Origin of the sequence: Streptomyces sp. NPDC017676 (assembly GCF_044329325.1) — a bacterium.
Lineage (GTDB): Bacteria > Actinomycetota > Actinomycetes > Streptomycetales > Streptomycetaceae > Streptomyces.
The window spans coordinates 678,630-697,522 of record NZ_JBIRJA010000002.1; the positions used below are offsets into that span (position 1 = coordinate 678,630).

The following is an 18,893-nucleotide window of genomic DNA, read 5'->3' on the forward strand; positions in this document are numbered from 1 at the left end:
CCGTCAGGACCTCGCATGTGAAGCCGACAGCTTGTGCCTGTCGGTGCCCGGGAGATCGAAGTGATATGCAAGCGGCTCTCTTCCCCCGCGGCGCCCGGGCAAGGGATCAGCTCGGGCCCGATGCTCCGGCGGGAGGCTGAACCCGACCGCTGGTACAAGCCCTTTGGCGGGTCGGTGCGATCAGCTCAGGTCGGCAGAGGGGTTGTGCACGCTGTCGCAGGCCATGCGCTCCACCCCGGTCGGCTCACCGGCCCCGCCGCCTGTGGAGGCGTGGGTGATTGAGCCGTGCCCGCCGGCACTGGTGGATCGGCTGTCGGTCATGGTGGTGACGGCTTCCGCGGCGGTGGCATGGACCGGCAGGACTGCGTCGACACCGGTGAGGACGAGCATCCGCATCAGGCGGTCGGGGATGTTGGCGAGTCGGAGTGCACCGCCCGCCGCTTGGGCGGCGTGCCAGAGGCCGATGAGCGCGCTCAGACCGGCGGAGTCGCAAAAGCCGACCAGCGACAGGTCCAGAACCAGGTGCGGACACCCTTGCTGGATGATCTCCGAGGCTTCGTGGCGCAGGGTGTCCGCGGTGCGTGTGTCCACGTCGCCGACGACGGTGGCGATCGCGAGGCCGGGACGGGGGTGCTGGACGGTCAGCTGCAGCGTGTCGGTCACGTCGGTCATCACTCCTGGCCGAAGTGTTCGGGCGCGGCGGCGGTGCGGGCGGTGGCAGCGACACTGCCGTCGGGGGTGGTGTGAGGGTAGGGGACGGACAGGGCCAGCAGAGCCACGTCGTCGCCGGCTCCGTCGGGCAGCGAGGCCAGCAGGGTGATGCTGTCCTCGACCAGGGAGGTGGCGGTGACGGGCCCGGTGCGCTGGTGGAGGAAGCCGGTCAGGCCGTCGTCACCGAGCATGGCGCCCTCGGTGGTGCGGGCTTCGATCAGCCCGTCGGTGTAGAGGAACAGACTTTCCCCGGCCGTCAGGGGAAACGTGGTCTGGGCGAAGGGCGCCTTGGGGAAGGCGCCGACGAGCATGCCGCCCTTGGGGTGCACGGCCCGCACCCAGACGGCGCCGCTGTCGTCGGGGCGAAGGTGGTAGGCCGGCGGGTGGCCGCCGGTGGCGACGGTGACGGTGAAACCGCCGGCCTCCCGGGGCTCCAGGAGGCCGAAGACGACGGTGCAGAAGCGGCGGCCGGCGGTGACGTCGGTGAGCAGCATGGTGTTGAGCGCGCTCAGCACGGTGACGGGGTCGGCGTTGACCTGGGCGGCGGCGCGCAGGGTGTGGCGGGCCAGGGCGGTGACGGTCGCCGCCTCCGGGCCCTTGCCGCACACGTCACCGAGGAAGAACGCCCACCGGCCGCCGTCGAGGGGAAAGACGTCGTAGAAGTCACCGCCCACATCGTGGGCGGAGGCGGTGCGGTAGTGGCAGGCCAGCTCCAGGCCCGGCACCACAGGAAGGGCCGGGGGCAGCAGGGTGCGCTGGAGGGTGGAGGCGAACGCGGCGATGGCGGCCTTGTCCTGCTCCGCCTTCTCCCGTGCCGCCCGTTCCGCCTCGGCCCGCGCCCGTTCCGCCTCGGCGTGCCGCTGCTCCGCCTCCCGGCGGGCCTGCTCGTCGCGCAGGGCGCGCAGCGCCGACAGCCGCAGCTCCATCTCGTCCAGCACGATCGCGGCGAGATCGGCCAGGGTGGCGGTGTCCTCCTCGGTGATCGAGCGCGGCCGGGTGTCGAGGACATTGACCGTGCCCAGCCGGTGCCCGTCGGGCGTGATGATCGGCGCGGCGGCGTAGAAACGCACCCCCATCTCACCGGCGACCAGCGGATTGTCCACCGCGACGGGGTCCTTGAGAGTGTCGGGGATGACCATCGTCTCATCGCGTAGGATCGCCGAGCCGCACAGGCCCGGATCACGGCCGATCTCCGCGACACCCTCCAGGCCGTGGGCGGCCTTGAACCAGATGCGGTCGGTGTCCACGATCGTGACCGTCGCCACCGGCACGTCGAAGAGCCGGGCAGCCATCGCCGCCACCCGGTCGAACGCCCCGTCGGGCGGAGTGTCGAGGATGTCGTAGCGGCGCACCGCCGCAATCCGGGCCGCCTCCACATCGGGGTCAGGCACCAGCTCGGGGCGGCGCCCGGGAGCCGGGTCGGTGGCCGACGCCTGCTGCATTATCGGCTTTCCTCTCCGTCGATGGGCTGCCGCCGTGAACGGCACGAACCGACGCAGCCTAAATCGACCACACACCCGAACGCCAATGCCGCCGTCAGCCGGGGCCCGGTCGCGGCCCCCGTGCGATGTGCCGGGCCGGCGCCGGTGGGTTGACCCCGTCCTTGGACCTCGACTCGAGATGTCATACGACGACGGCATGGTGCCGGTCCCGTTGCCAGGCGACCGGTGGCGCCGGCGTGCGGTGATCATGACACTGGCCGACTCGACCGACCGCTGCCCGACCAGGTCCCAGGTCCACCAGGTACGCCGATCAGTCCTCCACTCGGCCTGGCACAACCTGGGGCTCGCGGTTGACGGCCGTCGACATCACCGTGGTCGACGTACTGGAGCAAGTGGCCGTCCCTCGGCCCCCGTCTCGTGACCGGTGGAGGTGTGTGATGACCGCCACCGGCACCACCGAGCTTCTCGGCGCCGGGCCGAGGCGGCCCTCGCAGTCCCTGGCGTGGCCGGCCTGCAACCCCGCCTCGCGGCAGCCGCAGCGCCCACTCGGGCGAATACCACGCCCCACCGCACGCTGCCCGAGGCCGGCATTCGCGCCGACCGGGCGCCGGGCGGTTCGGGATGGCACATCGAGGTGCGCTGCGTCCTGACCGAGGGACGGCGGGCGCTGGACCCTGCCCGGAACGTCCACGCCCGGGTGGCTGCCGCCGTCATCGCCCACCTCGCCATCCACGGTGTAGCGGAGCCGGTCACCGTCGCGATGACCGGTATCGCCGCCTGGCACGACGCGGCATGAGCACATCGGGCACGGGGTCCGCGAACCGTCGCTCCGTCGCCTCCTGTGCTGACTGCGGCGGTGGGCGGCCAGCCATGATCAGGTGTTACGCAGGGCAGGGGCCGTGTTCGCCCTCATCTTCAGGACGTCACGGTTACCGGCTTGGCCGTATGCCCAGCCGCCCCGTCCTTCGTACCGGGTCACAAAGTCGGTCTTTTCCGTCGGTGACTGGTTCGCTCGGCGTTTGCGGGTAGTCGGTCGGTCGGGACGGGCTGACCGAACAGGGTGAGGAGGGCGCGCCGACGTGACCGACCCCGCGAAAGTGACGACCTCACTGGTCGACCTGATGATGCGCAGCCACGTGGCCGCGCTGGAGGAACTGCCGCAGATGGTGGCCGACCACGCCGAGGCGGTGGGCCTGCACGAGGTGGCGTTCTTTCTCGTCGATCTCCAGGGCGTCTTGCTGCGCCAGGTCACCGGGCGCGGCCTCGACGCCGGCGAGAGTGGACTGACGCCGGCCGTCGACGGGACGGTGGGGGGCCTGGCCTTCCAGCGAGTGGATCTCGTCAGCGAGCCCGGACGGACCAGCGAGCGAGGGCATCTGCGCTGGTGGGTGCCCGTCACCGACGGTGTGGAGCGTCTGGGTGTGCTGCGCGCCGATACCGACGACGATGACGAGACCACCCGGGACGCCCTGCGCTCTCTGGCGTCCATGGCAGCGTTGCTGCTGCTGAGCAAGCGGGGGTTCAGCGACTCCTACGCCCGCCTGGTCAGGACCGAGCCCATGACCGTGGCAGCCGAGATGCAGTGGCACCTCACCCCGCCCTCGGCGTTCGCCGGCCGCTCCACCACCGTCGCCGCGGTGTCCGAGCCGGCCTACGACGTCGGCGGGGACGCCTTCGACTACGCCGTGTCGGGCGACGTACTGCACCAGTCCCTCTTCGACGCCATGGGGCATGACGCCAGAGCCGAACATGGCGGTCGCCACTTGTCGCAACGCCCGCCGTCAGGGCGCCGACCTCGCGCAGGCCAGTCAGGCGATCGAAGACGCTCTGATCGAGCAGTTCGGTCTCACCCGGTACGTCACCGGCGTCATGGCCGACCTCGACCTGAGGACCGGGCAGCTGACCTGGATCAACCGCGGCCACCCCCTCCCCGTCCTCATCCGCGGCGGACGGTGGTCCCACGAACTGCGCTGCCGTCCGGCCGCTCCCATGGGAACCGCGCTTGGCCTGCCGGTAACCGTCTGCCGCGAGCACTTGCAACCCGGTGACCGGGTCGTCTTCCACACCGACGGCGTCGTGGAGAACCGCGACTCGGAGCGGCGCGAGTTCGGCCTGGACCGCTTCATCAACTTCGTCACCCGCCACCACGCCGGCAACCTCACCGTGGACGAGACGCTGCGCCGCCTCGTCCACGCCATCCTCGACTACCACCAAGGGCGTCTTGAGGACGACGCCACCGTCCTGATCACTGAATGGCGCGACTCCGACCAGGACGAACTGACCCCCTGAACCGAACGCCCCACCGAGCGTGCACCGTCGAAGGGAGCAGCGGTGCCCGGCCGTCCAGAACACCCGCCCACCACCACGGACACCCTCACGGTGCACGTCGAGACCCTGTCCGACGGCACTGTCCTGGCCACGCTGACCGGCGCACTCGACCACCACACCGTTGACCGGCTCACCGACGCCGTACGACCCGCTCTGGGGACGACGGCCCCCACCGTGTGGCTCGACCTCGCCGGTCTGACGTTCCTCGACTCCAGCGGGCTGACCCGCCTGCTCCACCTCTATCGAGCCGCCCGGCAGACCGGCGGTCACCTCGCCTTGATCGCCCCGGGGGGAGAGTCCGGCGCATGCTCGACTTCACCGGCGTCGGCCAGGTCATCCCCCACCACCCGGACCGTCCCTCCACGCGGACCGACCGACGCCGGGCAGCCCCTGAGCGGTCACACCTCGACGCCGGAACCCGAACACCGAGTGCAATCCTGTCGACCACGCCCACCACCTGTCCGGCGCGCCAGCGGGCTCCCGCTGCGGCCGTCCCTCGCCGTGCACCGGACGCAGGCATACACGGCCGCCATCGAAAGCGCCCTCACCCTCCCCGCCGAAGCCGCTGAGCGCATACGCCACGCTTCCCACCTGAAATTGCTCCTCGACCCTTCACTTTCCGTCGTCCCCTTGCACCGCATCGGCTGGACAACCGACGACTACCAGGCATGGTCACAGCGGCTCCCAGCCGGCCAGACCGGCTTCGTCGCCCCTACCGGATGGGAAGGCCGGACCGTTGGCCGGCTCGCCCCCTGCACCCGGCCACCTCGCCGGAAATGGTGCAGGATGCTCGCCGCCATGGCCTGAGCAGCAGAAGGCCACCTGATGGCACGCAATCGTCTGTCAATGCCGGTCACGAGTAGGCGAGGTATCAACTCCGTGTCGTCCCCGTCCAGGCCACGGTGAGCACCGGTTCGGGCGAAATCACCCGGCTGTGGTCGGGTCATGTCGGGGTGCCGAGATCAGTGGGACGGTCGAGCAGTGCCGTCCCGGACGGGGGTCTGACTCGTGAGATCTTTGACCGAAGTGTCCGGCGGCCCGTGCTCAGCGGTCGCGCCTGGGCCCGCGCAAAGTCCGGCGACGGTCCGGTGCGCAGTGCCCGGATGTTGAAACTCGCCAAGGACTCCGCGGTCAAGGCCCGTACCCAGGCGATCAACCAGCTCAAGGCCGTCCTGGTCATCGCCGACCCCGCCCTGCGGGAGCAATTGTCGAGCTTGGGCAATGCCGAGCTGTTCCGCACCTGCGCGACCCTCAGCCCGCCCGATGGTGGGGGAGACGAGGACGCGGTGGCCCAGGCGACCCACCTGACGTTGCGCATGCTCGCCGAACGCATCGAACAGCTCACCGGACAGATCGATGAGCTGAACCAACGCCTGACCCGACTCGTCGAACACCACGCCCCACAGCTGCTCGTACCGGTGGGCATCGGCCCGGACAGCGCCGTCACCCTGCTGATCACCATGGGAGACAACCCCGAGCGGCTGAACACCGAAGCATCCTTTGCTGCCCTTTGCGGAGTCAGCCCCGTCGAGTATTCGTCGGGCCGGCGGAGCACGCGCCGGCTCAACCACGGCGGCGACCGCCAGGCCAACGCCGCCCTGCACCGCATCGTGTTCACCCGCCTGCGCCACGACCCGCGCACCCAGGCGTACTACGAACGCCGCACCCAGGAAGGCAAGACCCGACGTGAAATCATCCGATGCCTCAAGCGATATGCCGCACGCGAGGTCTTCAACCTGGTCAGACCGGTTTCCCGCACCCCCGCGTCATAGGGGCGTCCGTGAGACGTGAGAGGGTCTGGGGCGTGAGTGAGACACCCCCGAACACCCTGCAATACCGCTTCGACGGGCCAGAAGACGCTCCGGTCCTGATCCTGGGTCCCTCACTGGGTACCACATGGCACAGGTTGTAGAGACCGTCCATGGGCGTCCAGGCCAGTCCAAGATGAACGCGTAATGGCAGGTCAGGGCATTCTCGTCCGGGGGAGTCAACGCAGTTGGTGCGAGGAGTGTGAGAGAGGCGTTCGACGGCAAGCCCCTGCAGGCGCGGCCGGCGGGGGCTTCCGAGCGGGTGTGCTGCCGTGGCCGGCGTCGGCACCGTTGCCCTCGTGTTCTCCTTCACCGAGCACTCGACGCGAGGGCGCAGGGATGACACACGTCTCACGGTAGAAGCGGCCCGGGGCTCTTTGCGACCAACAGGTCATAGCCTTCGCCCCTGCAAAATCGAACGCCTGTGAAGGTGCCTCGCCCCAGGGGATTGCCGAACCCGAGATGTATGAGCCGGAAGCATTCCTCCCGCTCCCGTTGCAGCTTGCGGCCCTTGCTCCTTGCGGCGCTTCTGGATCTCGAAGCCCACCGCATCACCTGAACTGGGGTGTTGCGACGACCACTAGAACGGAAGCTGGTCCGGCGTGGCTTCGTCGTGGGGCTGGTCAGGATGGGTTGGAGCCTGTGGCAGGACTCGAACCTGCGGCACCCGCTTTAGGAGTGGGATTGGATCCTTGCCGGGCGGTGCGCGGCGCTGCCGCGTGGTGCTGTTCTGCCTGGTCAGCACCACGCGGCTTGTTACTCGATCCCGCTCGTGACACTTCGTGCCGGACCGTCCGCTCACGTATCGCGCACGCATGAGGGGTACGTGGGGCTGTTTCCCAGGCTCATGTGACTTAGATGTGCCCTCGCGCGCCTCTAGCGCAGCACGTCCACGAGGGTTTCACAGGGCCTTGGCATCGTCCAGGGCGCTGCGGCACATGGTTTCGGTCAGTACGAGACGCTGCCCGATCTGCGCGGATGAACCAGGCACCTTGATCAGGTACTTCTCGTCCACGATGCCGTCGTTATGGGTGAAGACGTGTCGAGCGGCCCACGTTTCGAGGAGGCGCTGCCACGTTTGCGAGCCGAGAGCGGTCCGAAGGTCGGGGAAGCCGGCGGTGACGATGAGGTCGGCCATGTGGTCGAGACGCTGGAAGATGGCCCCCTTGCCGTTGAGGAGGCTGGCCGCGTTCGGCACGGCCGCGCGGAAGAGGGAGGAAGCCAAGGCTTCCACTACTCCGACCACGTTCTCTACGGTGTCGACCCAGTTGCGCGTGAACACTCCCTGTTCCCGGAGCAGTGCCTTCGCGTCCGTGGGCAGGGCTTCCAACGCGTCCAGGCGGGCGGTATCGGCCTGGAGGGCGTCGAAGGCGATCGATGCGGCCGGCAGCTGACCGCACACGGGGCAGTATCGGTGTTCTCCGAAGACCGCGTAGTTGTTCTGGCATCCCGCGCAGGTGCGGACACGGACGAGTTGCTCCTCGTCGATGCCCGGCAGCGGGCGGGGGTAGAAGGGCTGCGACCTGTAGGAGAAGGAGATGCTGCCGCCGCGCGAGCTGCGTGCGAGCCCGCCGAACATCTTGTCCAACTCCTGGCTGACCATCTGCATGGCGAAGTCACCTGCGGCGCGCATGATGCGATCGCGTTGCTGCTCGGTCATGAACTCCGAGTGCTCTGCGTGGTGTCCGCAGTAGACGCACCAGAGGGCGAGGTTGTCGGGCAGTGCCTCGTACTGCTGAACGTCCATGCGGAAGACCAGCGAACACTCCGGGCACTGGCGGCCGAAGAACCCGTTGTCATCGGAAGGAATGCTGACCCGCATCTCGAACGAGTCGCCCTGGCTGCCGACGAGTTCCGCACCATCGGCCATTCTAAATCTGCGGTGGTCACGCATGAGTTGATTGTTCCCCTCGGTGCTGACAGTGGCTTCTGTGCGTGCGCCGCTGGTCAGCGGTGACAGGTGATGCGTTCCTTGAAGAGGTCGAAGCCGCGCTGCATCATCGCGACCGTGCGGTCTGTCGCCCAGAAAAGCACCCTCGGGGAACTGGTGATCTGTGCGAGGCTCACGCGTCCCTGGGTGCCCACGATGTTGCGCTCCAGGATGCTGAGGGTGCCGTAGATGTCGCCGTGTGCCAGCGAGCTGCAGCTGCTCCACACGATTTCGGCCTCGGCAGAGCCCATGGGGGTCAGGGCCCCCGCTTCCCGCACGATTTCCGAGTACGTCGCGGGCTTGAGGACCCTCTTGGCGTCGGCCGGGTCTGTCCCCGCCTTGATGACGAGGTCGGTCAGCTGCTGCATCCGTACGTCCAGCGGCCGCCTGGGGTGTTGCTGGAGCAGTGCGTTCATGCGGTCGGAGTTCTTGTTCTCAGCAGCCTGCATGCACAGCCGCCGCTGCACGCGGACGAGGCGCTGGTTGGGCCCGAGCATCCATACAGCACGGGCGCTGTTCTCGAAAGCGCCTCGCAGCAATGAGTACTGCCCGTGGGTGTGGAGTGTGATCGAAACCGAGTTGTCCCGCGGGTCGTCCGCGAACGTGGAGCGGAAGCAGTGGAGGTGGTCGACGGCCACGCCCAGAGCGTTCCAAGCGTTGTGCGACACCTGGTAGGGGTCAGTCTTGGCGTCGTCCCCGGCCAGGGCGCTGCCCGGCTGTACCTGCCACTGCCTGGAATCGGATTGGGTGAGGCTCTCGTACGGCCTGGCGCTGTCCAGCAGTGCAAGGATCCGTCTGAGGTATTGATCTTCCTCAGTGGTGGTTGTCACGACTTGAGGGTATGGGTGAAAGTCGTACTAGTGCGCGGGATTTACGTATCTCGCCTAACTGTCAAGTCGGGATGGCCGGGGCAGCTTGATGTACGAGCGAGGCCGCCCCGGGAGCCCGAGTCCGTCAGGACGGTGCGACGGTCAACGCCTTCTCGGTCCTGCTGTCGGCAAGCGCGGCTAGGTACCGCTCTGCGTCGAGTGCGGCCTGGCAGCCACTGGCGGCGGCGGTGATGGCCTGGCGGTAGGTGTGGTCAACGACGTCGCCGGCGGCGAAGACGCCGGGGATGTTGGTGCGGGTTGAGGGCGAGGCGACCTTGATGTAGCCCTCGTCGTCCAGCTCCAACTTGCCCTAGAACAACTCCGTGCGCGGGTCGTGGCCGATGGCGATGAACAGGACGGTCACGTCCAACGCGCGGGTGGCGCCGGTGAAGACGTCAGCAGGGCCGAGATGTACACGGTAGTGCACGGCGACACCCTCTCCGGCATCGCCGGCGACCACGACGTCCGGGGCGGCTGGCGCGCGCTCTACGCGGCCAACCGCTCCACGATCGGCGCCGATCCCGACCTGATCGTGCCCGGCCAGCGGCTCAGCCTGCGCACCACCGCGCCCACGCCCGGCCACCACACACCGGACAAGTCCCCGAAGAAGCAGACGCCTTCGCAGCGGCACACCCCCACGCACCGGCCCACGTCGGCCGGCCACTCGCGCGTCGCACCGGTGGACGCGCCCATCGGCACCGGCTATCACGTGGCTGGCACGGCCTCGCGCTGCCCTGCCCGCGCTCTGCGCCACGCAGATCACCAGCTGGGGGATCGTCTACTACGCATTCCCCGTCCTGAACCCCCAGATCGCCGCCGCCACCGGCTGGTCGACGACCGCAACAACGGCTGCTTTCTCCGGCGCCCTCCTCATTTCCGCCCTCACTGGCATTCCGGTCGGCCGCATTCTCGACCGCCGCGGGCCACGCGCCGTCATGACCACTGGATCTGTGCTCGGAGCCATCGCGTTGCTGGCGATCGCCCACGCCCCCAATCTTTTGGCCTTCATCGTCGCCTGGCTGCTGTGAGCGGGCCGCACACCGCCATCCGTCACGAGAGGTGGACGATCAGCCCCGACCGCGAGCCGGACGCGCGGGCCGTGACGCACCAAATGAAGTGCGACATGTGCGGCGAGGAGTCCGGCAAGGACGGATCGTGGGAGCCGCCGCAGACCTGGGCGCTGAACCACTCGGGGAAGCCCCCCGCACCACTCCTATCAGCGAGATCATCATCCGCCCTTGGCGCACGTTCATGCACGACCTCTGAGACCGCTCCGCCCCAGCGTCGTTCCCCGTGGCGCTCGGGCGGGGCCACAACTGCACAAAGTCCCAGGTCAGTTGGCCGGGGGCTCCTTGCTTGCGATCAACAGCGGCGCGGCCTTACTCTGTCGGCACTACGAGGCCCCGCTAGCGTGGGGCCTTGAAGCCCCGGATGTGGTCCAGCCGGGGCTCTTGAGTGTCGTGCTAGGCAGCAACCCGGCTCGACGCAAACGCAAAACCCAAGGGTAATTCCGGGTTTGTTGCGAGGCGGACCAACGCGACTGACTCGACCGTGACTCCTCTGGAGGAAGTGCGTCTTCGTGACGTGCTTGCTGGAGGGGTTGACATCTACGACGTAGGTGGCCGGTCGAGCGTCGCAGGGCTCACCGACCGGTCCCAGAACTGGAGGAATTGGTGAGCGCCAACCAGAAGAGGGGCTTCGCTTACGCCCTCTGCTTCCCTGTCGCGTTTGTCGTCGGGGGATGCTGCGCGGGCGTGGCCGCCCTGTTCGATGCCTCGCCCTTGGGCATCGTCTCGGCCGGCATCGCGGGCTTCATGGCCGTCATGGGTACCGCGATCAAGCTGATCGGCCCGTTCGACTTCTGAGCAACAACGAAGAGACCCCCTGTCCAACGCGGACAAGGGGGTCTTCGTGCGTCAGGTCAGCCGCCGAGCTTCTTCTGGAGCTTGGCCTGCTGCTTCATCAGCTTCGTCTCTTCGCCTGCTTCTTCGTGGCCTTCGCGTAGGCCGCAGTGCGCTCCTTGTCCGAGCGGAAGTCGATGGCGCCGAGAGTGCTACTTTGGATGTGCCCCACGGCTTAGCGGCCGTTTGGGGCCACCCTCGCCGCGAAGTGGGGGTGTTGAAAGCGATCGAGGTCTTAGTCCAGCCGACGACGCTTTAGGGCACTCCTGCCCGACACGGGAGGTTTACCGAGGTTAAGCGGCGCCAGTGCTGCCGCTGTGTTAACCGAGTACCGGCGCTTGAGGACTGAAGCGGCAGGGCTCGACCCGCTCCTAAAGTGATACGTCCAGTGACGTGGCACCTACAGGGAGCGCTACGTCACTTGTCTTGGGGCAGGTGGCTGGTCGAGGCCGTCGCGCGCTTACCAGCCACCGGAAGGGAAGTACGGTGAGCGCCAACCACAAGAGGCTCATCGCGGTCGCGTTCTGTCTGCTCATCTCCGCCTTCATCGGCGTCGTCTGGGGCGTGGTCATGCGCGTTCTCGGTGACCCGGTTATCGACTGCGTCAAGAGCGGCGGAGGCTCGTTCGGCACCAGCGCCATGCTGGGGACTGCGGTTATCCTGCTGTTCCCCTTCAAGGACGACGTTTCGGGCGGCATCGCCAGGCAGGCGCCCCCGACCACGGATCGGGCGGGGACACCTGGTGCCTGAGCTACCGAACCGGGCAGGCGCCGGTCGCGCAGTCCTCGTCCGTGGAGTCCTCAATCGAGGTCAGCTCGTAGGCCGCGAACTCCTCGGCGGAGATCCGCTCGTACGGCGCCAGGGGTCGGGTGCCGTCGACCATGATCGTGGTGGCCTTCAGGGTACCGGCGCGCCGCCGGCTCGGTCAGCGCTCCTCGGTGGCCCGCTCGGTATGGAGACCTCGTGGGCGGGCGCCCAGTCGAGCAGACTGGACGCCCGTTCCAGCAATGGCTTGGGTTCGGGCGACCGTCAGCAGCAGAACCCGCGAGTCATGGCCCGGGGCTCGACGTCCGTGTAAGGCTTGAACCACTCGTCCCACAGGTCTTCTTCGGCCACGTCTGCTTCCAGGAAGTCGTGCGCCCTGTCGCTGACGTCGAGCAGCCCGCTCTCATTAGCGAGGAACTCCCAGTCAAAGTCGAACCGAGAGGTCGGAAGGGTCTGATAGACCTCGTCCGCGTGGACGGACTCGATACTGAACCCGCCGATGCCATCCACGGCGTAGCCGAATAGCACGCTCTCGGCCAGACAGCGCGGCTCCGGGATACAGCCGGCAAGTAGATCGGCCGCGAGGTCGTCGTACGCGCGAGCGCAGTGAAGAAGGAACCAGTCCGACTGAGTCCCCGCGCTGACCGGAACGCTGTGCTCCCAGAAGTCGGGGTCATAAGCGGCACGGTACGTCTTGTCCGCAAGGTCCCTCAGCCGCCGATGGAGAACGAATGCGGTCCTGGGCGTTACCCCAACGCCGCCGCAGTCCCCACAGCCGCGGCCCCGAGGGGACGAGCTGCAGACGGCGCACTTCGCGCAGTCCTCGGCAACATTGCAGCCGCAGCTTAGGCAGCTCCCGCAGTCGGATGCGCTGAAAAGCGAGAACACGGCCGCGTTGAGCTGTCCCAGGTTCTCCGTGACGGCCCGCGCGGCCCTGCGCGCAGCCCGGGCTCGTGGAGCGTCACGGTGTGTGTCCTCGATCTCATCCGCGATGTCAGTGATCGCCTTCCTGAGGGGGCCAGGCAGGGAAGCTGAGCACCCGTGAACCTTCGCGAGGGCGCCTACTCCTCCCTGGAGAGCCGCGTTGAGCGTGGCGGCGAGCAGCTGGGATTCGTCGTGATCTTCGAACGTCCCGATCTTCGAGAGTTCCGGTCCGCGGGGTGTCCCCCGCATGCTGAAGAGGATGGCACCGTTGCCCTTGGGCTGGGTCAGGAAGAAGAGATGCGACGGTGCGGAATGTGCCGGCATGGCTGAGCCTCCGTGTGGTGCATGGGCAACGAGTGCGGGCACGGTAGGGAACACCGCCGCAGACTCGTGCCTGCTACGTGAAAGATGAGGTGAGAGACAAGCCGGTGGCCCGGGTGCGTCCGCAGACTCCTTGGCTAAAGCGCAGCTGGTGATCTGGCTACGAGCGAGATCCCGTTGCTGGCACGCGGAAGCCTGCCACAGAAGGTGCCGGGGAGCCAGTGAGTTCGCGAAATCCTGAAGTCGGGGCGGGGGTTGCCCGGTCCCTCAACTCCTGCCCCTGCCTACCTGATGTCCTGGTTCCAGGCGCTGCTCCGGCCGTTCGGCCTCGTATTGCAGACCGTGTGTTCACAACGCCAATATGAGGTGGTCCCTCGCGCCCCGCGATGTCAGTGCGGCGGGATACCGTCCTCTTCACGCTGAGGTGAGGGGAGGACCATGGCGAGGAACGCCCGGGCCGAGCAGCTGCGGGAGTACGGCCGGTCCGTGCTGGAAGGGGCCCGATCGGAGCAAGTCCTGCGCATGGCACGGCAGGTGAACGCCGTGTCGTACACGAGCGCACGGGAGTACGCCGGCCGTTCGCTCTTCGAGTTGCTGCAGAACGGCTACGACGCGCATCCGGAGGACCGCCGCGACGGACGGGTCCACGTGCTGCTGAACGAGGCGGAGGGCGAGTGGGGGACGTTGTACGTCGCCAACGGCGGCACACCCTTCACCTGGCGGAACGTCGAACGGATCTGCGAGCTCGCGCAGAGCTCGAAGGAGGTCGGCGAGGGCATCGGGAACAAGGGCGTCGGGTTCCGCAGCATCCTGTTGATCAGCGAGGCACCTGAGATCTACAGCGCGGACCCCGACAGCCCGCTCGGTCCGGAATTGGACGGGTACTGCTTCCGCTTCGCGCAGAGGGCCGACGTGGAGGAGTTCCTCGCCGGTGAGGACAACGCCCATGAGGTGGCCGCCAAGTATCCGCCGCTCCAGGCGCCGCTGCCGCTGGACGATGTGCCCGCGACCTGTCGGCAGCTCGCTGCCCAGGGGTACGTAACCATCGTCCGGCTGCCCTTGCTGAGCGAGGCCGCCCGGGCCGAGGTCCGGCCGCGGATGCGCGAGCTCGCGGAGGCGAAGGTACCCGTGATGTTGTTCCTCGACCGGCTGGCTGGCTTGACGCTGGAACGGCGGGCCGCCGGTGGCGAGGCGGGCGAGTTGGACGACGGCCACGAGACGCTCGAGCTGCACGAACTGACCCGCTCCGAGGAGCGCTTCGCCGTTGCGCAGGACGGCGCAGGGCACGGATTCCCCGTCTCCTGCGCGACCGTGGACCTGGGGACGTCCGGCACCTTTCTCGTAGCCCGGGGCACCGTGGAGAAGGAACGGCTGAACAGCACCCTCGCCGAGGCCGTGGGTTCCGGACTCCTCGACGACACGTGGCAGGAGTGGAAGCGGTCCGCTGTCGTCGAGGTCGCACTCTCGCTGCCCGCCCTGCGCCGACCGCTACGCGGGCAGATCTACACCTTCCTGCCGATGGGCGAGGACCAGGCCGCGCCGTTCCCGGGACACGTGAACGCCCCGTTCTTCACCAAGTTCGATCGCACCGGGATTCCCCCCGACAACCCCCTCAACGTGCTGCTGCTCGACGCGGTCGCCGAGACCTGTCTGGCGGCCGCCGCGGTACTGCGTACCGTGCCCGAGTTGTCCATGCGGCAGCTGGCCGTGGACTTGGTGAGCTGGGAGAGTGAGAAGGGCTCGGCGGGGCGGCTCCGCACGGCGGCTCTGCGTGTGCACGGGAGCGAACTCGCCGACGTACCGCTCGTGCCCGTCCTCGCCGCGGACGGCGCCCCGCCGGAGGTGGGCTGGGCGCCGCCTCGGGGCGCGGTCCTGTGGTCGGACCTTGACCTGACCGTTCTCACGGCACACCGCGCGCACGAGGCCGGGATCGTGGTGGCGGACCCTGAGATCGGCGGGGGCCGGCTGAAACGGCTGGCCACCCTGTGCAAGGCCCTCGCGTGCCCGTGGGAGCCGGGCCCGGAGATCCTCGCCGAGTACGTGGAACGGATCGTCGGGGGCCTTCCCCTACCACGGCCCGGTGAGTCCCCCGAGCAGTGGAGCGCGCTTTACGAGGATCTGGCCGCCCTCTTCGAAGACGACGGGCACGTCCTGCACGGCAGGCAGTTGCTGCTCGCGGAGGACTGCACACTGCGGTACACCAACCGTCCCCTCGGCAGGGCGGGTAGGGGCACAAGTACCCGTACACAGGGCAAGCCGAGCGATCAGGGTGTCCGCCGTGAGGCGTTCTTCCAGCCGGTGCGTACGGAGGCGAACCCGACCGAGGCCCCGTCCGTCCCTGCCCTGCTCGGCAAGCGGTTGTTCTCCCTGCACCCCGGGCTGGTCTGGAAGGACCGAGGCGAGCGTACGCGCGGGCGGTCCGCCCGCGCCTTCCTCGAGCAGGAGGGGCTCGTCCGGCCGTACGACACGAGGGGCTTGCTGGACCACGTACGACAGGCGCTCAGCGCGAGCACCGATCTCCGGCTGCGGCTCCAGACCCTGCGGTTCGTCTTCCGGCTTTGGCAGCCGCAGCGTTCGCTGGGCGGGACGGAGATCTCCTCGCTCGGACTGTACGTACCGTCGGCGGACGGCCGGCTGATCAGGGCGAGCGACGCCGTCTTCGGCCGGGGCTGGGGCCGCGCGTCCGTAGGTGAGGACCTGGCGGCGGTGGTCGCCGCCGGGCAGGACGTGTCGAAGAGCCTCAAGGCGATCGCTGGACGCCTCCTTGCCGCGCCCGATGAGTTTGCCAAGCGGGGGGAGACCGAGGAATGGCGGGCGTTCCTGCTGGAGGCCGGGGTGGCCGACGGGCTGGTCCCGGTCACGTCCTCCGACGCCTTGAGCTGGGTAGAGCAAGGCCGGGAGCTCAGCACTCGGCAGCTGGTCCGCATGGCGAAGGTGTCTGCCGAGGTGCAGGAGCAGTGGGAGCCGTACGTCCACTGGCCCGGTGTCTACTACCCCCGGACGCCGTACCGGGGAACCCCCGCCTGGCGGCTCCCCGGCCAGGACATCGTCGGACGCCTCGGGCAGGAGGCCCGGCTGGCGTACGCACGGCTTGTCCTGCATGGCCTGGCCAGCTGGGAGGACGCGAGGTTCGCCAGCGTCTGGACCAGTGCCGGCAGCCAGAGTCCCCCGGACAGGGAACGGGTGCCGACCCCGCTCGGCGCCTTCGTCCGGGAGCAGCAATGGCTCCCGGTGCGGGGCCGCGACCGGGCCGTCCGGTTCGTCCGGCCGGCTGACGCCTGGCACTGCCCGCCTGGGCTGGAGGAGGAGCCCTCGTACGCGCCGACCGTCGACCATCGGGTGCGCCACCTTCTGGAACGCGGGAAGGCGGGCGACCGCCTTCGGGAGATGCAACTGCCGACCTGGGACGACCCCCGGGACAGCGCCCGCCTCATCGCCGCGCTGGGACGGCTCGCGGCGGAGGGGGCACTGGGGGCAGAGGACCGGCCCGCCGCGCAGCGCGCCAACGAACGCGCATGGAAGCACCTCGTACGGCGGCCCCATCCCGCACTGCCCAAGGGCGCCAGGCTGCTCGCTGAGTCCGGGGACCGGCTGATCAGCGTACCGCTGTCCGCCCTGGACGGCAGGGAGAGCGATGGCGATGGTGATGCCGGGACCGTGCTCTACATCAGCGGTGAACGCGACAGCCTGACGGCCCTGCTGATACGGGAGATGGCGCGCCCCCTGCTCACCCTGCCGGGTGTATCGGCGAAGGTCGCCGAGCTGCTGGCGGCCGAACACCCCACCACCGTCCGACACACCGACGACCTGATGTTCACGGTGACCGTGGACGGCACACGGGTTAACCCCAGGGCCATGGGAGAACCACTGGTCCAGCAGCTGCCCTGGCTCACGCTGGCCGTAAGCGTCCTCTCCGACCACCTGGCGCGCGGCCCCCGGGCGAGCGAGGCCGAGCTTAGCGAGCTGACGTCCCTGGTCCGGAGCGTACGTCTGCACCGCTACCGCTCCTGGGACATCGAGCTCGACGGTCGGCCAGTGACGTTGCCGGGCCGCCTCGGCGGAGTCCTGCCCATGCCCGATCCGAAGCATCCGCTCGTCCTCGCCCCGGCAGGCGAGCCGGCCTGGCCCGAGACCACCCGCATCGTGGTAGCGGTCGCCGAGCTGCTGGGACGGCGGGAGTTCGGCGACCGGCTGCGCCTCGCCGCCCACCAGCTCGCTTCCCGCCACGCCGACCTGCGCGACCCGGGCCAGGAGGAGCTTGCCGACGCCCTGGAAGTCACAGTCCACCAGGTCGAGGAGACACGCCTCCGGATTGACGGGGCCATCGGCGTGGTCCTGGAGCGCTCCCGGCCCTTCCTCGTCCACCTGCTCGGCATGGAGACGGCGAACTCGCTGTTCCTGCCGCCGCCGGGCGACACCCGGGAGTTCCAGACTCACCTCGAGGAGTACGCCGCCGAGCTCCCGGTCCCCGTATCCGAGTTCATCGCCAGAGCCCGCGCGGCCCGCGGTACGGACGAACTGCGGCGCGACCTGGGCATCGGATTCGCCGAGCTGAACGACACCCTGCGCACGATGAGCCCGCCCCTGGAACCGGTCAGCCACGCCGACGAGCATGAGGAGGCACTCCGCACCTACCTGGACCTGCGCAAGAAGGAGCTCGTCAACCGGCTGCGCTGGGCAGTGCTGGAGGACTTCGACGCACGCCGTCCGGTGCCCGACTGGCCCTCGGTCCGAGCCCTGGACTGGATCACCGCACCGGAGGCATGGGCGTACACCGTGGACACGGCCGACACGGGGAGCCTGGAGGCGCACGTGGAGGAGCAGCTGGCGCTGCGCATGGGCCGCCCGGTGCCGTTGCCCCGGTCAGGCGAACGCCTGCCCGCCCTCGACCAGGTACGCGGCGCGAACCTCCGTACGATCACCGGCCTGGCCGCCGATCTCGCGGTCCTGGTCAGGGCGGCCGGACACCCGTTGCCCGCGGCCCTGACCGCAGCCGAGCCCGCCGAGGAGGTCACCACGCGGCTGGAGGCCGCGGGCGCGCTCGACTTCCGACACTTGTCCCCCACCGACGTCGTCGGCTGGCTAGCGGCCCTCGGCCAGTGGCCCGACGGGATGGCGGTGGCGACGGATCCCGAACGGCACGGGCTGTCCGGGGCCGACCTGGACCGGGTGCGCAACGCGGCGGAACATGAGCGCCGCGAACGGGAGCGCAAACGGCGGTTGATCTCCGTCGGCGGCCGCGACTTCGACGTGCACTCAGGCGACTTCACCGCCCTCACCCGCGAACTCGACCGGGTCCTGCAGAGCGGCTCGGCGCCGGGCATCACCGCCGCCGGGCCGCTCCGCTTCACGGACCCCCGTCCCCAGACCGGGCGCACCCAGGCCACCGGTCGCACCCGCGGGTGGCGGTACGGGGGCGGCACGGAGAGCGGGCTGACCACGGCCCAGCGGGAGGCCATCGGGTACGTGGGTGAGTGGTACGCATACCAGTGGCTGTGTGCGCGCTACCCGGACCGCATGGACGAAACATGCTGGGTGTCGGGCAACCGCCGCAAAGCCTTCCCCGGCCCGTCCGGCGACGACGGCCTCGGGTTCGATTTCCGGGTCGGCTCCGGCAGCCGGCCCTACCTGTACGAGGTGAAGGCGACCGGGGGCGAAGGCGGCCGCTTCGAGCTGGGGGAGAGCGAGGTCCGCGCGGCCCGCCAGCACGCGGGCAACGACCGCTGGCGCCTCCTGGTGGTCACACACGCCCTCACCCCTCACAAGATGGCCATCCAGATGCTCCCCAACCCCTACGGAAAGCGCGGCCGGGGCCGCTACCGCGAGGAAGGCGGGGCACTGCGCTTCTCGTACATGCTGTGACCTTGACGTTCAACTCCAGCGCGAGATGAGTC

14 protein-coding genes and 3 pseudogenes are annotated in these 18,893 nt (G+C 69.0%); 9 read left to right on the forward strand and 8 right to left on the reverse strand.

The features are described 5' to 3' along the window. Nucleotides 1-180 precede the first annotated feature (180 nt). The gene (locus tag ACH4LD_RS07230; protein WP_398106162.1) at nt 181-663 is read right to left on the reverse strand and encodes an STAS domain-containing protein; all 483 of its coding nucleotides are present in this window, start codon (nt 661-663) and stop codon (nt 181-183) included. An 8-nt stretch (nt 664-671) separates the two neighbouring features. Continuing rightward, nucleotides 672-2,153 carry a PP2C family protein-serine/threonine phosphatase gene (locus tag ACH4LD_RS07235; RefSeq protein ID WP_398054152.1) on the reverse strand — a complete coding sequence of 494 codons (1,482 nt, stop codon included), beginning with the start codon at nt 2,151-2,153 and terminating at the stop codon, nt 672-674. Nucleotides 2,154-2,655: 502 nt separating this feature from the next. Here ACH4LD_RS07235 and ACH4LD_RS07240 point away from each other — a divergent pair. Then, a complete protein-coding gene (locus ACH4LD_RS07240; RefSeq protein ID WP_398054150.1) occupies nt 2,656-2,949 on the forward strand; it encodes a hypothetical protein in 294 nt (97 codons plus the stop codon). Nucleotides 2,950-3,259: 310 nt separating this feature from the next. Here ACH4LD_RS07240 and ACH4LD_RS07245 read toward each other — a convergent pair whose 3' ends face one another. Beyond that, complete coding sequence (locus ACH4LD_RS07245) at nt 3,260-3,859, reverse strand: hypothetical protein (protein WP_398054149.1); 600 nt, start codon at nt 3,857-3,859, stop codon at nt 3,260-3,262. A 25-nt stretch (nt 3,860-3,884) separates the two neighbouring features. On the opposite strand from ACH4LD_RS07245, the gene ACH4LD_RS07250 reads away from it, so the two are divergent. The 3 genes from ACH4LD_RS07250 to ACH4LD_RS07260 all read left to right on the forward strand — a co-directional run bounded on the left by ACH4LD_RS07250 (nt 3,885) and on the right by ACH4LD_RS07260 (nt 6,253). Continuing rightward, a complete protein-coding gene (locus tag ACH4LD_RS07250; protein WP_398054148.1) occupies nt 3,885-4,442 on the forward strand; it encodes a PP2C family protein-serine/threonine phosphatase in 558 nt (185 codons plus the stop codon). 90 nt (nt 4,443-4,532) lie between these two features. After that, complete coding sequence (locus ACH4LD_RS07255; protein WP_398106166.1) at nt 4,533-5,288, forward strand: STAS domain-containing protein; 756 nt, start codon at nt 4,533-4,535, stop codon at nt 5,286-5,288. A 296-nt stretch (nt 5,289-5,584) separates the two neighbouring features. After that, nucleotides 5,585-6,253 carry a transposase gene (locus tag ACH4LD_RS07260; RefSeq protein WP_398054146.1) on the forward strand — a complete coding sequence of 223 codons (669 nt, stop codon included), beginning with the start codon at nt 5,585-5,587 and terminating at the stop codon, nt 6,251-6,253. Between the two features lie 937 nt (nt 6,254-7,190). Here ACH4LD_RS07260 and ACH4LD_RS07265 read toward each other — a convergent pair. The 3 genes and pseudogenes from ACH4LD_RS07265 to ACH4LD_RS07275 form a co-directional block, all read right to left on the reverse strand. Next, a complete protein-coding gene (locus tag ACH4LD_RS07265) occupies nt 7,191-8,183 on the reverse strand; it encodes a hypothetical protein (protein ID WP_398054145.1) in 993 nt (330 codons plus the stop codon). Between the two features lie 53 nt (nt 8,184-8,236). Continuing rightward, the gene (locus tag ACH4LD_RS07270) at nt 8,237-9,049 is read right to left on the reverse strand and encodes a hypothetical protein (RefSeq protein WP_398054144.1); all 813 of its coding nucleotides are present in this window, start codon (nt 9,047-9,049) and stop codon (nt 8,237-8,239) included. Between the two features lie 124 nt (nt 9,050-9,173). Beyond that, nucleotides 9,174-9,485, reverse strand: a pseudogene (locus tag ACH4LD_RS07275) (NAD(P)/FAD-dependent oxidoreductase); the annotation flags it as partial. Between the two features lie 3 nt (nt 9,486-9,488). On the opposite strand from ACH4LD_RS07275, the pseudogene ACH4LD_RS07280 reads away from it, so the two are divergent. From ACH4LD_RS07280 to ACH4LD_RS07295, 4 genes and pseudogenes are all read left to right on the forward strand, one after another. Beyond that, nucleotides 9,489-9,648 (forward strand): annotated as a pseudogene (locus ACH4LD_RS07280) (LysM peptidoglycan-binding domain-containing protein); the annotation flags it as partial. A gap of 144 nt (nt 9,649-9,792) precedes the next feature. Continuing rightward, a pseudogene (locus tag ACH4LD_RS07285) lies at nt 9,793-10,113 on the forward strand (MFS transporter); the annotation flags it as partial. A gap of 648 nt (nt 10,114-10,761) precedes the next feature. Then, nucleotides 10,762-10,953, forward strand: a complete 192-nt coding sequence (locus tag ACH4LD_RS07290; protein WP_398054142.1) for a hypothetical protein — start codon at nt 10,762-10,764, stop codon at nt 10,951-10,953. 522 nt (nt 10,954-11,475) lie between these two features. Next, nucleotides 11,476-11,739 carry a hypothetical protein gene (locus ACH4LD_RS07295; RefSeq protein ID WP_398054141.1) on the forward strand — a complete coding sequence of 88 codons (264 nt, stop codon included), beginning with the start codon at nt 11,476-11,478 and terminating at the stop codon, nt 11,737-11,739. 1 nt (nt 11,740) lies between these two features. Here ACH4LD_RS07295 and ACH4LD_RS07300 read toward each other — a convergent pair whose 3' ends face one another. Both ACH4LD_RS07300 and ACH4LD_RS07305 read right to left on the reverse strand, forming a co-directional pair. Beyond that, nucleotides 11,741-11,872, reverse strand: coding sequence for a hypothetical protein (locus tag ACH4LD_RS07300; protein WP_358691573.1), 132 nt, complete (start codon nt 11,870-11,872; stop codon nt 11,741-11,743). Nucleotides 11,873-12,018: 146 nt separating this feature from the next. Beyond that, entirely contained in the window at nt 12,019-13,002 is a 984-nt protein-coding gene (locus tag ACH4LD_RS07305; RefSeq protein ID WP_398054140.1) for a hypothetical protein, read from the reverse strand. Between the two features lie 435 nt (nt 13,003-13,437). On the opposite strand from ACH4LD_RS07305, the gene ACH4LD_RS07310 reads away from it, so the two are divergent. Continuing rightward, nucleotides 13,438-18,861 carry a sacsin N-terminal ATP-binding-like domain-containing protein gene (locus ACH4LD_RS07310; RefSeq protein ID WP_398054138.1) on the forward strand — a complete coding sequence of 1,808 codons (5,424 nt, stop codon included), beginning with the start codon at nt 13,438-13,440 and terminating at the stop codon, nt 18,859-18,861. The last annotated feature ends 32 nt before the right edge of the window (nt 18,862-18,893 follow it).

Excerpts from the sequence above, each read along its gene's own strand:
- ACH4LD_RS07235 (WP_398054152.1), bottom strand. The coding sequence starts at position 2,153 with ATGCAGCAGGCGTCGGCCACCGACCCGGCTCCCGGGCGCCGCCCCGAG.
- ACH4LD_RS07250 (WP_398054148.1), top strand. The coding sequence starts at position 3,885 with ATGACGCCAGAGCCGAACATGGCGGTCGCCACTTGTCGCAACGCCCGC.
- ACH4LD_RS07260 (WP_398054146.1), top strand. The coding sequence starts at position 5,585 with ATGTTGAAACTCGCCAAGGACTCCGCGGTCAAGGCCCGTACCCAGGCG.
- ACH4LD_RS07265 (WP_398054145.1), bottom strand. The coding sequence starts at position 8,183 with ATGCGTGACCACCGCAGATTTAGAATGGCCGATGGTGCGGAACTCGTC.
- ACH4LD_RS07300 (WP_358691573.1), bottom strand. The coding sequence starts at position 11,872 with ATGGTCGACGGCACCCGACCCCTGGCGCCGTACGAGCGGATCTCCGCC.
- ACH4LD_RS07305 (WP_398054140.1), bottom strand. The coding sequence starts at position 13,002 with ATGCCGGCACATTCCGCACCGTCGCATCTCTTCTTCCTGACCCAGCCC.
- ACH4LD_RS07310 (WP_398054138.1), top strand. The coding sequence starts at position 13,438 with ATGGCGAGGAACGCCCGGGCCGAGCAGCTGCGGGAGTACGGCCGGTCC.